The 14,486-nt window shown below is 48.4% G+C and carries 15 protein-coding genes; 5 read left to right on the forward strand and 10 right to left on the reverse strand.

All coding sequences use genetic code 11. From position 1 onward, the window contains the following. Nucleotides 1-145: 145 nt before the first annotated feature. On the forward strand, nucleotides 146-1,756 hold the full coding sequence (locus A1359_RS20710) for a choice-of-anchor I family protein (RefSeq protein WP_066987949.1): 1,611 nt from the start codon (nucleotides 146-148) through the stop codon (nucleotides 1,754-1,756). A gap of 508 nt (nucleotides 1,757-2,264) precedes the next feature. Here A1359_RS20710 and chrA read toward each other — a convergent pair. From chrA to A1359_RS20735, 5 genes are all read right to left on the reverse strand, one after another. Next, nucleotides 2,265-3,656: a chromate efflux transporter gene (chrA, locus tag A1359_RS20715; protein ID WP_066987951.1), complete on the reverse strand. Its 1,392-nt coding sequence runs from the start codon at nucleotides 3,654-3,656 to the stop codon at nucleotides 2,265-2,267. 117 nt (nucleotides 3,657-3,773) lie between these two features. Then, the gene (locus A1359_RS23755; protein ID WP_083960748.1) at nucleotides 3,774-3,983 is read right to left on the reverse strand and encodes an IS3 family transposase; all 210 of its coding nucleotides are present in this window, start codon (nucleotides 3,981-3,983) and stop codon (nucleotides 3,774-3,776) included. A gap of 351 nt (nucleotides 3,984-4,334) precedes the next feature. Next, nucleotides 4,335-4,514: a hypothetical protein gene (locus A1359_RS20725; protein ID WP_066987955.1), complete on the reverse strand. Its 180-nt coding sequence runs from the start codon at nucleotides 4,512-4,514 to the stop codon at nucleotides 4,335-4,337. A 178-nt stretch (nucleotides 4,515-4,692) separates the two neighbouring features. Then, the gene (locus A1359_RS20730) at nucleotides 4,693-5,367 is read right to left on the reverse strand and encodes a hypothetical protein (RefSeq protein WP_066987957.1); all 675 of its coding nucleotides are present in this window, start codon (nucleotides 5,365-5,367) and stop codon (nucleotides 4,693-4,695) included. A gap of 165 nt (nucleotides 5,368-5,532) precedes the next feature. Continuing rightward, nucleotides 5,533-6,375, reverse strand: a complete 843-nt coding sequence (locus A1359_RS20735) for a hypothetical protein (protein ID WP_157200616.1) — start codon at nucleotides 6,373-6,375, stop codon at nucleotides 5,533-5,535. A 175-nt stretch (nucleotides 6,376-6,550) separates the two neighbouring features. Here A1359_RS20735 and A1359_RS20740 point away from each other — a divergent pair, with 175 nt between their 5' ends. Next, nucleotides 6,551-7,477, forward strand: a complete 927-nt coding sequence (locus tag A1359_RS20740; protein WP_269747951.1) for a PfkB family carbohydrate kinase — start codon at nucleotides 6,551-6,553, stop codon at nucleotides 7,475-7,477. Here A1359_RS20740 and A1359_RS20745 read toward each other — a convergent pair. After that, the gene (locus tag A1359_RS20745; RefSeq protein ID WP_083960749.1) at nucleotides 7,452-8,270 is read right to left on the reverse strand and encodes a GntR family transcriptional regulator; all 819 of its coding nucleotides are present in this window, start codon (nucleotides 8,268-8,270) and stop codon (nucleotides 7,452-7,454) included. The two genes, A1359_RS20740 and A1359_RS20745, sit on opposite strands and share 26 nt — an antisense overlap. Nucleotides 8,271-8,655: 385 nt before the next feature. Here A1359_RS20745 and A1359_RS20750 point away from each other — a divergent pair, with 385 nt between their 5' ends. Then, complete coding sequence (locus A1359_RS20750; RefSeq protein WP_066987965.1) at nucleotides 8,656-10,059, forward strand: vanadium-dependent haloperoxidase; 1,404 nt, start codon at nucleotides 8,656-8,658, stop codon at nucleotides 10,057-10,059. A 118-nt stretch (nucleotides 10,060-10,177) separates the two neighbouring features. On the opposite strand, the gene A1359_RS20755 is transcribed toward A1359_RS20750, so the two are convergent. From A1359_RS20755 to A1359_RS20760, 3 genes are all read right to left on the reverse strand, one after another. Continuing rightward, nucleotides 10,178-10,492: a low affinity iron permease family protein gene (locus A1359_RS20755; RefSeq protein ID WP_232322428.1), complete on the reverse strand. Its 315-nt coding sequence runs from the start codon at nucleotides 10,490-10,492 to the stop codon at nucleotides 10,178-10,180. Beyond that, nucleotides 10,438-10,605: a low affinity iron permease family protein gene (locus A1359_RS23760; protein WP_408606569.1), complete on the reverse strand. Its 168-nt coding sequence runs from the start codon at nucleotides 10,603-10,605 to the stop codon at nucleotides 10,438-10,440. Before A1359_RS23760 ends, A1359_RS20755 begins: the two co-directional genes overlap by 55 nt. A 68-nt stretch (nucleotides 10,606-10,673) precedes the next feature. After that, nucleotides 10,674-11,273 carry a class I SAM-dependent methyltransferase gene (locus A1359_RS20760; RefSeq protein ID WP_066987967.1) on the reverse strand — a complete coding sequence of 200 codons (600 nt, stop codon included), beginning with the start codon at nucleotides 11,271-11,273 and terminating at the stop codon, nucleotides 10,674-10,676. 487 nt (nucleotides 11,274-11,760) lie between these two features. Between A1359_RS20760 and A1359_RS20765 the strand changes: the two genes are divergently transcribed. Then, a complete protein-coding gene (locus A1359_RS20765) occupies nucleotides 11,761-13,047 on the forward strand; it encodes a peptidoglycan-binding domain-containing protein (RefSeq protein WP_066987971.1) in 1,287 nt (428 codons plus the stop codon). A 425-nt stretch (nucleotides 13,048-13,472) separates the two neighbouring features. Further along, the gene (locus A1359_RS20775; RefSeq protein ID WP_157200617.1) at nucleotides 13,473-14,021 is read left to right on the forward strand and encodes a hypothetical protein; all 549 of its coding nucleotides are present in this window, start codon (nucleotides 13,473-13,475) and stop codon (nucleotides 14,019-14,021) included. Nucleotides 14,022-14,195: 174 nt separating this feature from the next. Here A1359_RS20775 and A1359_RS20780 read toward each other — a convergent pair whose 3' ends face one another. Further along, nucleotides 14,196-14,429 carry an HU family DNA-binding protein gene (locus A1359_RS20780; protein WP_066987977.1) on the reverse strand — a complete coding sequence of 78 codons (234 nt, stop codon included), beginning with the start codon at nucleotides 14,427-14,429 and terminating at the stop codon, nucleotides 14,196-14,198. Nucleotides 14,430-14,486 lie beyond the last annotated feature (57 nt).

Raw genomic sequence — 14,486 nt, forward strand, 5'->3', positions numbered from 1 at the left:
GACTTGGTTCATAACAACCATCTATTGATTCATAGTCACCAATTTGTAACAAATCGTTCTTATTATGCTGCTTTGTGTGATGGACTTCTCATTGCAAGAGGCTCGCCACACAGACTTCATCAATGAATTTCTCGGGAATGTACACATGAAACGCACACACATCGCAGCCGCCATCGCTGCTGCTCTGGTATCGGGTTCAGCTAATGCCGCTAGCGCTTTTAACTGGAATCTGGAGTGGACTTTTAACCACACCGCCGCCAATGGCTCGAACGCCATGGGCTCGGAAATCGTATCTTATGACGCCCTCAACAATCGGATTTGGGTGGTTGGTACTGACGCTAACGAAGCCAACCTTGGTTTAGGGGGCATAGATATACTGGATATGGGCGGCAATCTTTTGCAAAGCTTCGACACCAGCTCGTTAGGTGGTATTAACAGCGTGGCTGTGAAAAACGGCCAAGCCGCTGTAGCGATCACCGCACCAACAAAAACCGATCCTGGTTTGGTCCGTTTTTACGACGCCGGCAATTACAGTGTATTGCAGGATGTCACAGTAGGCGCCAACCCGGATGCTGTAACCTTTACTCCAAACGGCAACAAGTTGCTGGTCGCCAATGAAGGCGAACCTAGCAGCTATTTAGTTGGCCCCAGCGGCGATCCAGTCGGTTCGGTCAGCATCATCGACACCAATACTTATGCCGTACAAACCGCCAGTTTCGATGCTTTCAACAGCCAAGCTGCTGCGCTTAAAACAGCCGGCGTGCGGCTAACCGGCCCCAATGCCAGTGTGGCGCAAGATCTGGAACCGGAATACATCGCAGTGAGCGCTGACGGCACCAAAGCCATGGCCACCCTGCAGGAAGCCAACTCGGTTGCCATCATTGACATCGCCTCAGCCACCGTCACCGATATTAAAGCGTTAGGCTTTAAAGACCATAGCCTGCCGGGCAATGGTTTCGATGCATCCGACCGAGATGGCGCCGGCAATGCCGCGCTACCTGGCAACATTCAAAACTGGAATGTCATGGGTATGTATATGCCGGACGGCATCGCCAGCTTCAATAAAAATGGCGATCAATATTACATTACCGCCAATGAAGGCGACTCACGAGATGACTGGCCGGGTGGCGAAGAAGAAGTGCGCGTAGGTAATGCGGTTATCGATGCCGTTTTGAACGACGCCATGAGCCTCGCGCACGGGAGCGACTGGCAGACGAATAACGACAAACTGAGCAGGTTGACAGTTTCCACCAGCGGCGACCTGGATGGCGACGGCGATCTAGACGAAATTCACCTGTTCGGTGGTCGCTCGTTCTCGATTCTGGATGCCGCCGGCAATCAAGTGTTCGATTCCGGCGACCAATTGGAACAAATCATCTCGACCTTGTATCCTGCGCTTCTGGACGACGGCCGCAGTGACAATAAGGGCCCGGAACCGGAAACGGCGGTGGTCGGCAACGTGAACGGTCGCGACATCCTGTTTTTGGGTCTGGAGCGCTCCAACGCCGTCATGACTTGGGACTTGACCGATCTAAACGATATCAAATTCCTGGATACGATTTTTACCGGGGGTAATGTTGGTCCTGAAGGTCTGAGTTTCTTCTCTAACGCGGAAGGCAGCTTTCTAGCGGTTGCCAACGAAGTCAGCGAAACTACATCCCTGTATAGAGTTGCCGCTGTGCCTGTGCCGGGTGCGGTTTGGCTGTTCGGCTCGGCTTTATTCGGATTGCTAGGCGTTTCTCGTCGAAAAGCTTAACCGTAGGATATTTAAAAGGTCGGGTTACGGCCAGTGCCTAACCCGACCTAGTGTGCCTGGCATGGGCTAAAACTTGTTATCTGAAAGGAGATAACCGGAAGTAGTATCGACAACCGTAGCGAAACGCAAGGGTGGAAACCGCGAGGCTAATCTGAAAGAAGCGCGTAGCAAAAGCACGACCGCAGGAACACGAACAAGCAGTGAGACCGGGTGTGGGCGATGAGTATGCTAGGGAACACGAAATCCAACCGTTACCGAAAGACGCATCAGGTAGAGCTTGGCGGCAGGGGCAGAAAGTTTTAGCACCTTACCCGAGGAGATCTCCCGAATGAGAGTTTGGGAGACGTCATCAGAAGCCGTAGTAGCGAGGAAATCATGGAAACATGATGGAGCGAAGGGCGGAAGAGCCAAAAGACAGACCGTTTTTAAACGACTTCAGGAAAAGGCAAACAGTATTCCGAAACAGGCAAGCGTTGCAACTGCGGAAACGACTTGCCCTGGCGGGTATTCATATAACAACTCCTTGCTGGATAAGCCAGATTTTGATGAAGCTAATGAAAAGACCGGTGCCACCACAGGTTGCGATGACCGTGATAACGCCGACTTTGTAACGAATCAATGCCAAAAAGGCGCACAGACTGATAAGGACTGAAATCGCATCAAATGCTCCCGTAAAACCCTGCGGCCAGAACACATGCCCGGCGAAAAACACAGCCAGATTGAGAATCACCCCGACCACGGCGGCGGTAATCCCGGTCAGCGGTGCGGTGAATTTAAGATTGCCGTGGGTTGATTCCACCAATGGACCGCCCGCCAGGATGAACAGGAAACTGGGCAGGAAGGTAAAGTAAGTCACTATCGTGGCCGCAATAGCACCCGCTAGAAACAGGTGTTCCGGGCCGAATACTTCCTTGGCCCAGCCGGCGACGAAGCCGACGAAGGTGACTACCATAATCAGAGGCCCGGGCGTGGTTTCGCCCAAAGCCAAGCCGTCGATCATTTGCTGCGGCGTTAACCAATGAAAATGTTCAACCGCGCCTTGATACACATAGGGCAATACCGCATAGGCGCCGCCAAAAGTGAGCAGCGCTGCTTTGGTGAAAAACCAGCCCATCTGGGTCAATGCGCCATCCCAACCATAGCGGGCGCAGAGAAAACCTATCGCTCCACCCCAGAGAGTCGTGCCAGCCAGGGTCACTTTTATCAAACACCACCAACTGAATAAGGCGTGGCCTGGTGTGGGTGTATCGTCGTCAATCAATGCAGGACCGTAGCTTTGCTTGCCCGAACCATGTCCGCCGCTGGTCGCAAATTTCTGCGGCACTACTTTGCCGCCGATGGCACCCAAGATGGCCGCCATCAGCACTATCAAAGGAAAAGGGGTGTCGAATAAAAAAATCGCCAGAAAAGCGAGTGCCGACATCGTCCACAGCAGCCAATTCTTTAGCGCTCGTGAGCCAATGCGATACGCGGCAAAGATAACAATGGCCGTCACCGCAGGTTTAATGCCGTACAGTACGCCTGCAATCCCTGTGAGATGACCGTAGGCCATGTAGATGAAGCCCAAGCCAATCAGAATTAACAATGACGGCAACACAAACAAGACACCTGCAACGACGCCCCCCCTACCGCGGTGCATCAACCAGCCAATGTAGGTGGCTAACTGCTGTGCTTCTGGTCCTGGCAGTAACATGCAGTAATTCAGCGCATGTAAAAATCGCTTTTCGGACAGCCAGCGGCGCTTTTCCACCAACTCCTGATGCATGATGGCGATTTGTCCAGCCGGGCCACCGAAGCTCACAAAACCAAGTTTTAACCAGAAGCCAAATGCAGCCCAAAAGCTCACCTGATCAGGTCGGGTCAAGCCGTTATCAGATGATTGCTGTTCAGGTTTAGTCATTGCGGTAGTGCTCCTTTCTCAAACGTCACCAGCAAACTGTTAAACATAGCAATGGCAGTGGCTAGTAATTGGTCGTCATCGCCAATGTGTACTGGTCAACAAAAACCGGACACTTATTCAGGCAGCGTTTTTAAAATATCCCCGCTCGAATTCGAGCGGGGATTGATAACCCAATGTTGAATGTGATCGTTTGCCATTGTAGAAAGCCAAATAATCGATCACGCTCAGTTTCGCTGCATCCTGGGTTTTGAATGTTTCGTAATGTAGCTGTTCATGTTTCAAACTACGGAAAAATCGTTCGGTTGGCGAATTATACCCAAGGGGCAGACCCTCTCAACAATTAGGCGTGCATGCAAAACTGGGGGAGGCAGTCGAAGCCAATCTTTGAGGTAACGGAAAACATGTGTTTTTCGTATGGTCTTCCGGTAAGCTGATAAACCGTCAAAAAATATCTGATCAGCCCCTCTCGCCACCTCAAATAATGTACGGAAACTATTGTCGGATTTAATCTGACCCTTTACACTGTGCGGAAACATTTCCTATGGAGTTTTCCGTACATGCTGGTTGGCTATATGGGGTAGTGTGCACATAGCTGCAAAAAGCGCCACGTAATTGCAATCCATTACTGGCTGTCCAGAATTATGGTTAGCAACCACGTCAGGACTCTTCAATATTCACTTACTCGGTAAGGATGCCCAATAGTGTCTTTGTATGCATTTCGATGTCATCAAGCACACCCAGCCAATGATTGATAACGCGCTTTACGCTCAGTTCTGACTGAATATCCAGCCACACCGTCAACATACGCCGATACCGGCCACTGAGGATGCTGGCGAAATTTTCCATCCCTAAGTTCATCGAATGGCAGCTTTCTGGCAATCAACCTTGCGTCCTCTTTGGCTCGATTCGGCCACTATCCATAGCGGCCAGTTGCGGACAAATGCATTTTGACTCTCAGTGACAGCAGTTAACGAAATACCTGTCTGTCAGTTTAGCCATGTATGCTTGGTTGCAAGACCTGTTGATCTTGGAACGGTTATATCCCAGCACGTTGCCTCAAATAGCCCCTCTCTCTTTTAAAAATAACCATAATAAACACCCCAAACAACCAAGCGAGAGAAGGTAAAGGAACTTGAGAGATTTGATCTAGGGTAACTACACCGCGAAATCCCGAAAAGCGACCGTCAAGAACATTTGCACCACTAAAAACGTTTACTTGATCGCCAACATTCCAAAATTCAGGGTGGTTGTCTCTAAACACTGACATTGAGTAGTAACCGCCATCGTGAAAGAAAGAGCCGGATGAAAATGATGGAGCTGTTGAGTAAATACCGCCATCGTTCTTTAAGGCGCCGTTTGGCCATTGCATGTTTGAAGCAACCGGGTCCTTTATGAAAACACCTTCTAAGAAATCTGCATAAAACAAATCCGCGTAGATGTTACCTTGCTCTCCCGGACGAGGAAGATCCTCTAGCTCCTCAACACTTCCGTCATAGTGCGTAATCACGGCCTGACGGTTAAAGTCGACTGAAAAAGCGTAGTGAATGTCGCTTCCAATACTTAATCCCGCTGCCGCAAGTAATCCAGCACTATCGGACTCGATCTGCGTTATATGCCCTGTAAATTTATAAACTAGCTCCGCTTGAGAAACTGGGGCTATACCAATCCAACCAAACACTACAAAGACAGACAAAACAAATTTAATATTCATCACCAACTGACCACGTAAGTTAAAAGAAATGCAACTCTAACATTCCAAGTGATCCCTCGCAATCGGCCAATAAGCTGCCACTGCCGTTTGGCTGGGAGCCATAAAATGCTTACCTGCCTTTCAGTTTAGCCAAAATCGTACGCAAGAAACGCTCCCGCTTTATGGCTATTTTTTAATGCCAAGGCGGGTTAACATGACTAGTAGACCGCTGCCAAACAGCCAAAATGAAGCAGGTAATGGTACCGGCGAATAATTAAAACCGCTGTTGGTCACCAGTTGATAATTAGGATCAGAAAGGCTCAGAAAAATTCTCCCTGTGTTGCTGTAATCAGCGGATGAACTGTTGCCAAGATTATTTTTTTCAAAAGCCGCCGCGTAAACTTTTAAATACGCTTTGATAAAGAAGGTTGAATCAACAGCAACCTGATGAAGTGTCAGCGTGCCTGAACATGTGCTACCTAAACAGTTAAAATTGCGCAGTTCATTTGGTGCTTCTGTAAAACTGATGAATTGATCCCTATCAAGGAAAAGCCCACCCTGATTAAGAAATAGCCCACCCTCAGCGAAGGCTTTTCCTCCAAGTCCACCGGAAACTTGATAATGGACTGTTAGATCGGTAAATGGTCCTGTACCAGCGCCTCGAATAGTGAAGCTATCGGTAAAACCCGCTTCTGCAAGCCCGGATGTCGAGAAAATACCTGCGGGAGCGTCAATAAATGCACCGGCACTAGCACTGGCTTTCAATACGCCCGGGCCAGCAGATGCCGTGCCCAATGCCTGTAGCCGACGACTCCAGCCGGAAGGCGTTGACGAGTCCAGGGTTTGATAAATGAACGAATCTGAAGTGAACGAGTTGGCATCTGTGTTTTGATCTATTTTGCTGCCTGCCTGAAAGAATTGAGAGTCAAGTCCTACAGCCTGCGCTTGTGCATAAGTGGTATAAGCCGCACTCATCGGCGAATAACCAAAAATCAACAAATATAAAAAAAGTATGCGGTAAAATTTCATAGGAAGCACTTTGGTTTTTGGGTGTTTAAAAGTAACCATAAAGATACCAGCATGAAAGCAAAAGTGTCAATTTTCGCGTTTTGTTCGTCCGATAAAGTTTGTTTGGTTTTATAGATTTGGAGATAGGGTGTCCATTTTAGTGCTGTCCAGTTACGTGCATGCTCACTGCTTACAGGTGGATCGGTTACCTTTACCTGGAGAATCTCTGCACTCAAATAGTATGTGGTCGGAACATGGCGGCAAAGGCTTGAATGTAGCGCTGGGCGCACATCGCTTAGGTATCAAAGTGGAAACGCTACTGCCGTTGGGTACCGACGTTGTCGCGGATGCGATATTACAGCTACTGCAGGATGAGGGATTGCATAGCCGCTGGGCCCTTAAAATTGGCGAACAATCAGGCTTTGGCGTGGGTTTTGTCGCCCCGAATGGTGAGAACTTTCTGGCGGTGTATCCAGGAGCCAATGCACTGTTAAGGCCAGAACACGTGGAGAAAGTTGTTGCGGCTTTGCCAAAGGTAGAAATGGTTTATGGGCAATTCGAAATTCCGGAAGCGGCGATTGTATGCGCATTTCGCTGGGCTCGAGGCCAATCTACTCGTACCCTGTTGAATCCTTCACCTTGGCGATTACCAACGCCAACGCTATTGGCTCTAACCGATATTCTGGTTGTTAATGAAACAGAAGCAGCTTTGTTATTTGGACAAACAGATACCGGCGATTTACTGCCTGAACAATGGCTGAATTACTTACCCCTCTGGGTAACACAACTCGATTGGCAAGGTGATTTATTGGTTGTAACGCTGGGCGAGCTGGGCTGCGTGGCGTTGACGCCGGGAACTGTGATTTATCAGCCCACTTGGTCAATTTCTGCAATGGATGGAACGGGGGCGGGGGATGCCTTTAGCGCGGGTTTAGTACTAGGTTTGCTGCAGGGTTTTGAGCTTGATGAAACACTAAAATTGGCATGCGCCTGTGGTGCATTGGTGGCGGCTAAGCAAGGTGTATTGCAAAATCTGCCAACATTGGCTGAAGTGTCTTTATTCGTGCAGGCCAAAAACATACCAGCGGCGACTAGGATTAACTTTGCACCATCTTCAGATTGACGCGATAGGTATAGGCGTCGCCTCGGAAAGTGCCCTCAACATATTCAACCATTTGCCCACTGACAGCATACGTTTTACGCTTTAAAAGCAGGCAAGGGCCAGGTTCTGAAAAGCCAAACACAACCGCCTCTTCATCGTTACTCAATACTGCTTCGATGCTTTGCTCGGCGGTAATTAACTTAATTCCGCATTGCTGTTCAAGAAATTGATAGGCAGAGCCGACAACATCCCATTCGGCTAATGCTGGTGCAAGTGTCAGATCATACCAGGCGACTTCACGCGATAAAGGACTGCCATCGCCCAACCTTACACGCACTAAACGCAAAAATTTTGCGCTAGTTGGGCGATTGAACAACGACGCAATGGTGCGATCGGTAACAGTCTTTTGTTCTAGAAGTTGAGTGGATGGGGTAATGCCAAGTTCACGCATTTCTTCGGTGAATCCTTTAAGCCTGCCCATCTCCGGGTTAATTCCGGATGGCGGCGCTTTGACTGTCACGCCAGAGCGACCGTGAGTATTGATATGATCCTGGGCGCGCAGCTCTTCATAGCAACGCCGAATAGTGGTGCGGCTTAGATCAAGCGCTTCGGCCAAAGCGCGTTCGGAAGGCAGACTAAAGCCGTTACTAATTTCGCCAGATTCAATCATATCGGTGATGCTGCGTAATAGCTGTTTATAAACAGGTTCGGATATACCGCTATCCGGCCTTATTTTTTCGATAAACGCAGTGCTGTCATTGGCGGCGAGTGTGTCTGTTTTAATGGCTTTGCTTTTGAGTTCGTCTGAAGACATATTCAATGTTGGTTGACCTTTAATACCAATAGGATACCATTTGGAGGTGTGACTGGCATGGTAGTCATAGCCGATTGGGTTGGAGTAATGGGATTTGGCTCGTTACCCCGCCCCTGGCTGCCATATCCATAAATTGTTCGATAGGCTGGTTAGTGGCAAGTAACAGACTTTCGTTAGACAAAAAGAAACCGTATATAAGCCTATACGGCAAGTTATATAGTTAGCGTTCAGAGGGTAATTACTCAATCTATTGCCTAGAATGAATCCATCAGGGAAGATATATGGAAACTATCAAATTACTTGTTAGGCTTTTCGTCCGTCACACCCCGTGTTCGACTTCCCGCAGCAATTCATTGCTGCTTAACGTAAGAAAAGGAGAAGTAAAATGAATCTGATCGTGGAATGGAACAACATCATGCTGGAGGCGATACGCGCTGTCGGTAAACTCCCTTTTAGCAGTCCCGAGCGTGAGCGCGGCGGACCGCCACAGGTGGCGCGTTCGATTGGTATCGTTTACACAGCAATCTACGATGCCTGGTCCGCTTACGATAGCATCGCCAAACCTGTGCATAGAACGACGCCGAGGAAACCCGCTAACCAGCAGACTGATTCCAACCGGCGCAAAGCCGTCAGTCAGGCCGCATATCGGGCATTGATCGACCAGTTCCCGCCCACCATCTACGATCCGGTATTCAAGGCTACCTACGAATCACTGATAACCAAGCAACTGGGTAAGGAGGGGATTTTGATTGGCGGCCCGACGCCGACCCCGGTCGACGTCGGCAACCAGGCGGCCGACGATGTGCTGGCTTTCCGCCATGCCGACAATTCCAATCAGGCGGGGCTGTACGCGGACACCTCCGGCTACGCGCCTGTCAACAAGTCGATGGCGGTACTGCTCCCCTCCGCGCCAGATGCGATTGACTATCCGGGACGCTGGCAAGCACTCACCTATCTGAATGCCGGCCACGAGGCCAAGACGCCGAAATTCATCTGTCCGCACTGGGGCAACGTAAAGCCCTTCGCGCTGACCAGTGGCAATCAGTTTCGCCCCACCACGCCGCCGCAATCGCCGCTCAGCCAGGGCTATCTCGACCAGGCCAGGCATGTGATGGACATTCAGGTGCATCTGACACCCGAGCAGAAAGTCATCGCCGAATACTGGGCAGACGGCCCCAATTCCGAACTGCCGCCAGGCCACTGGACCGAATTCGCCGCCTATGTGGCGGAACGCGACGGCCTTGATCTGAACGAAAGCGTCAAACTCTACTTCGCGCTAGCCAACGCCATTTTTGACGCCAGTATCGCCACCTGGGACGCCAAGCGCCACTTCGATTACGTACGTCCGATCACCGCGATTCGCCATTTGTTCCGCGGCAAGCGCATTCTCGGCTGGGGTGGCGCAGGCAAAGGCACGCAGGAAATCCTCGGGGAATCTTGGAAGCCTTTCCAGGTGGCGACGTTCCCGACGCCGCCCTTTTCGGAATTCACATCGGGCCATAGCGGCTTTTCCATGGCTGCCGCCACCGTGTTGAAGCTTTTTACCGACAGTGACCATTTTGGTTTCTTCTATTCGCAGGATGTACCGCTTAAGGCGGACCCCACTGAACCCGTTACCGACATGGTGCTGCATTGGCCAACCTTTACCTCTGCCGCGCGCGAAGCTGGTGAATCTCGTTTATACGGCGGCATCCACTTCTACGAAGGCAATGTGGTTGGCCTGGATCTCGGCGAAAAAGTCGGGCATGCTGCCTACGCGAAGGCTCAGGATTTGTGGTCTGGAGCATAAGAAGCCCAACCGGGCATTCGAGAGGGACGCGCCAAAAATTGGCGCGCCCCGCCCCTCAACTTAACGAGGTTCTGCGACAATTTCCTGTCCGGTTGGTTGGGCGTCATCTGGGGCAACATTACGGCTCAGGGGAGCCGGTATCTTTTGTGTCCCCATCCTGCGCATTTCGAGCATCCTCAGCGAGGGCTTGGTATTTGCCGCGAAAACCGTCCAATGATTCTTCTTCTAGTTCTTCCAAATCCAGAAGGGCGTTGTGCGCCCCTTTCGTTGATCTGATCAATTCGTCGAGCTTGATTTGAATTGCTTCTGTGTCTCTGTTTTGCGTGTTCTGGATCAGAAAGACCATCAAAAACGTAATGATGGTAGTTCCTGTGTTTATCACGAGTTGCCATGTGTCGCTGTATCCAAAGTTTGCAGCCCCGTGACGATCCACACTACGATTACTGTAACCGCTAGCATGAAGGTCCTTGGGCGACCGCAGAAGTGCGAAGCGGACTTCGCGAATCGAGAGTAAAGGAAGTCTGTGGCATTCGACGAGTCCCCTATATGACGCCTAACGCAGCCATAATTTGCCGACTGAAGCGCAGTGTAAGGCGGTCAAATTGATGGCTTTGTTAGGCTTTTTGAACAATAAGGTATGTGTGTAATTCTGGATATTGATCATATTCAAGATGCCTGCAAGCACAGTCCAAGCCAATAAATAACTTTAAAAATCCATTGATACCTAATGTTGAATAATACATCTCTGGCCCCATGAAATCGTCTTTATGATCACCTTCTTCATCTATTCCGCCAAAAGAGAATATTAATACTCCATTTGTGTTGAGACTAGAAACTAGCTTTGCTAATACCTTCTTTTGCTGAACAAGAGGTATATGCCAAATGCTATCCCAAGCCGTTATAAGGTCATACTTCTCAGGAATTTCCCATTCACATATATCTTGTTGATGAAAATTTATCTCAGGGTGTCTTTTTCGGGCCAGGGTGATCATTGCCTCCGAAACATCAATGCCCTCAGGAGAAAAACCTTCCTCTAAGAGAAGATCGATAAATCGTCCAGTACAGCCACAACCAACATCAAGTGCTTTGCCTCTATTCTTTACAAAAGCTATCGCTCGCTTGTGCTGATCAATACCATTTTCTCTATTGAAACCTTCACTTTCCCAAAGATGGATAATTTTATTATAAGCCTTACCAATATCGGATGGGTTCATATCTTGATAGTCTAATAAAGAATTAGATAGTTAACCGTATATCTACCGGAAAATACTCTACTACACCATAAATTATTGATCAGTATATGATTTTCATTTCTGTATATCATCGGTGATGAATAATAGTAGCCAGTAATGATCAAATTGCTGTCCCTTCAGACATTAAAACTATGTATAAAGTCCCCCCCAATAACCCCTGGTAGTTCTTTGGTAGAAAATTACTTCTATTCATAGTTTGGTTCTATGCATTGTGGCCGAGTGCCAACCTTGGCTTCGGCCACAAGCCTCTAATACCAAGGACTTCAGGGGGCGTTGGACAAACCGTTCTTCTGGTTAAATAACCCGTCATAACAAGGTTTGACAAAGGCGCATGATATAACCACAATTGCACGGCGGCCAGTAATCTAAGTTTCTGTTTTAGTGGATATCCTGATGACGCCAGAGGCTCTTTTTTATAACGCCGGTTCTGAACAAAGGGAGATCCTTAATGAGTCTAAAGTCGAAAGCTTTCGCTGGCGATCCATTATTAGAAGCCGCTGCAGTTTCAGATGCGGCTCACATCGTCCCCGGCACCAAGGGAGAGCATGTTGCCAGAATTCAGCGCGCTTTAATGATTCTCGATAAGGCGGACTTGGTTGCCGACGGTTCCTATGGACCTAAAACCGCTGCGGCGGTGCTGCGATTCAAACAGAAGCGAAACATTATCAACCGCAAGTATCAGACTCAGGCTGATAACATCGTTGGCATTATGACCATGACTGCACTTGACAAGGAAATGCAGTCTCGTGTCGATCCGACCGTTATGATCGGTCGGCTAATGTTTGCTGTAAGCCTTCAAACCACCTCTGATGTTAGATCAAAGGCTCTGACTGCGACCACCAATGCGACTAATGTTCCAGTAACATCCATTCGATCGATTATCCGTAACAATCCTTATACGCCAACGGGAGTGAATTTACCGATTGAATTGCCTCCCAGCGTCCCGCCCACGAAAACCTATGCCGTTGAGGTTACCATCGATCCACCCCTAACAGGCGATGACTTTATGGAATTGAGTATCGTCAACGGTAGCACTATCAACGGTACCGCTACCATTTCTCCGGCACGCATCATGAGATCGTCAACAGTCATCGTCACAGGCGGGACTCAGACTATGCCTAAAAAAGGAGGTCATCTGCAAATACAAGCCAAACTCAATGGTCAGGATGTAAAAGCAACTTCCGAAGGTTTCAGCGTCTGCGCTCACCCTATCGATGTCAAAGCGACTTTCGTTAGAGATGTTAATGGTGTTGTTGAGCAAATAGACAAAGTCGGCATGAGAGTGAAGGTGACTATGGATTCAGACAGCAAAACTTTTTCCGACCTGGATCAGGTTGAGGTATCGGAACTTATCGAAACCTTCAACCGTAACATGCCGCCGTTTAAGGACGCCCCTGAAAATCCCAGTGGTTACACGCCTGTCATTCCACCGAAGGGTTTGTCTATGGTCGATACGCATGCCGAACCACGTCCATCAGCAGGACCTAGAGGCACTGCGGACAAGATACAAATGCATATTTTCCGGTGTGCTCGTTGTGGGGCGAACGATAAACCAGTACCCAATTCAGGTTTCGACGTTCAACACGAAGTCTTTCAAGACCCGGCGACTAAAAAATTCCGTCACAAAGTAACTAAAAAAGGTACAAAGATTGGGATGCGGATACCCGGTACCCAGACAATTGTAAAAACAAATGCAGGAACAGCGACTATTGTTAGCCCCATTCACGATCTCTAGATGGGTTATTTTACCAAAAGAACGGTTTGTTCAACGACCCCCCTGGAGTCCTTGGTATTAGTGGCTTGTAGCCGAAATATCGTTTTCAAATTCGCCAACAAGCTTCTCGATAACCTATTGAATATTAACAATATGTTACCAACTCTAAAATTCATACTTGCCAATGAAGTTAATATGCCGCCTGGCGAAAGGTGAAAAACGTAGTATTTCTTTCGCCATTTCAGGATCAATCCTTACGATCCTCCAAATTGAAATACGCAAGAAAGACGCTAGATAAAAGGAAGGCTGCCAAGCCACCGACAGTCTAGTCGTAACGATAAGAACGTTTAACTTACTGTTAGCCCTGCGCTTGAGCAATCGTCTATACTGCCTTAGGCGCAGTTGAATACTTTAGTATTACGTCAAAACATGAGGGAGTTTTTACAGTGAAATTAATGATCTCCCCAATCCGCGCAGAAATTGCCCACTCATTAAAAAGTCTGGCTGACGATAAAACACAAGATATTGCTTGGACACCTGATGTAATTAGCTTAATGAATCAACCAGAATCATCTCTTTTTGTGTTTGGAGATAATCAGCAGCTATTTACCGCACCTTTGACCGATTTTGTTAAAACACACTCAGAGGACAAACAAAAGAAAATGAGGGATGCCTACAAATCCCTTATGAACACCAGCGGTTCACTTATTAAAAACCAATATCCTGGGCTACAAGGATCCGTTAATAGCATTCAGCTTGTTGTTGGTATTTCTGATGCATTTGACTCATGGTCTGATAAAAAGCGAACGGGCATAGTAGAGCCGGCCATCAAAACCGCGAAAGTATTAATATCGGCACTTGAAACGCTTTCTCCGGCTATACCGCAACTACAGCAACTGGCACCACAACTGAAGACAATAGGCTTATTTGTCAATATGGGCGATTCTGTCTACCAAATCTATACTGCATCAAATTACGAACCAAAGCAGCTGTAATTCGGCCAAATCAAGCTTATTAGGCTAGGCCATGCCGACAAACACAGCTTCCTGGTCATTCCCGAAGACGATCAGCCCAAAATACTTGACGCCGCTTTATTCATGGATGGCAACGAATGCGATACTGTCATCTCCTCGGCCCGCAACACAGAAGACCTATCTAGGGACGAAGTTTTACAATCGATACGCCAGACCGGGGCAGCCTTTTGCCAGTCTGCTCTCGACCATTTTGGCCGCAAAGGAGAGTGGTAAACTGTGATCATTTTGAAAAACCACCAAATCCGCGAATTTCAATTCTTTAGGGGTGATCAAAACATCAATGATATTCTTTACAGCAAGCTCTACGTCTACTTGCAGCAGGGTCGATTGCTTGGAGACAAGCACACCCATCAGTTCCAACTTTGTCATCTGAAATGCGAATGTTCGACAGTGAGTTAATTGTCGAATAGTAGCGCAGTTTCAAGA

Source organism: Methylomonas lenta (genome assembly GCF_001644015.1).
Taxonomy (GTDB): Bacteria; Pseudomonadota; Gammaproteobacteria; order Methylococcales; family Methylomonadaceae; genus Methylomonas; species Methylomonas lenta.

Excerpts from the sequence above, each read along its gene's own strand:
- A1359_RS20780 (WP_066987977.1), bottom strand. The coding sequence starts at position 14,429 with ATGACAAAGTTGGAACTGATGGGTGTGCTTGTCTCCAAGCAATCGACC.
- A1359_RS20725 (WP_066987955.1), bottom strand. The coding sequence starts at position 4,514 with ATGAACTTAGGGATGGAAAATTTCGCCAGCATCCTCAGTGGCCGGTAT.
- A1359_RS20745 (WP_083960749.1), bottom strand. The coding sequence starts at position 8,270 with ATGTCTTCAGACGAACTCAAAAGCAAAGCCATTAAAACAGACACACTC.
- A1359_RS20750 (WP_066987965.1), top strand. The coding sequence starts at position 8,656 with ATGAATCTGATCGTGGAATGGAACAACATCATGCTGGAGGCGATACGC.
- A1359_RS20735 (WP_157200616.1), bottom strand. The coding sequence starts at position 6,375 with ATGAAATTTTACCGCATACTTTTTTTATATTTGTTGATTTTTGGTTAT.
- A1359_RS20765 (WP_066987971.1), top strand. The coding sequence starts at position 11,761 with ATGAGTCTAAAGTCGAAAGCTTTCGCTGGCGATCCATTATTAGAAGCC.
- A1359_RS20710 (WP_066987949.1), top strand. The coding sequence starts at position 146 with ATGAAACGCACACACATCGCAGCCGCCATCGCTGCTGCTCTGGTATCG.
- chrA (WP_066987951.1), bottom strand. The coding sequence starts at position 3,656 with ATGACTAAACCTGAACAGCAATCATCTGATAACGGCTTGACCCGACCT.
- A1359_RS20760 (WP_066987967.1), bottom strand. The coding sequence starts at position 11,273 with ATGAACCCATCCGATATTGGTAAGGCTTATAATAAAATTATCCATCTT.
- A1359_RS20730 (WP_066987957.1), bottom strand. The coding sequence starts at position 5,367 with ATGAATATTAAATTTGTTTTGTCTGTCTTTGTAGTGTTTGGTTGGATT.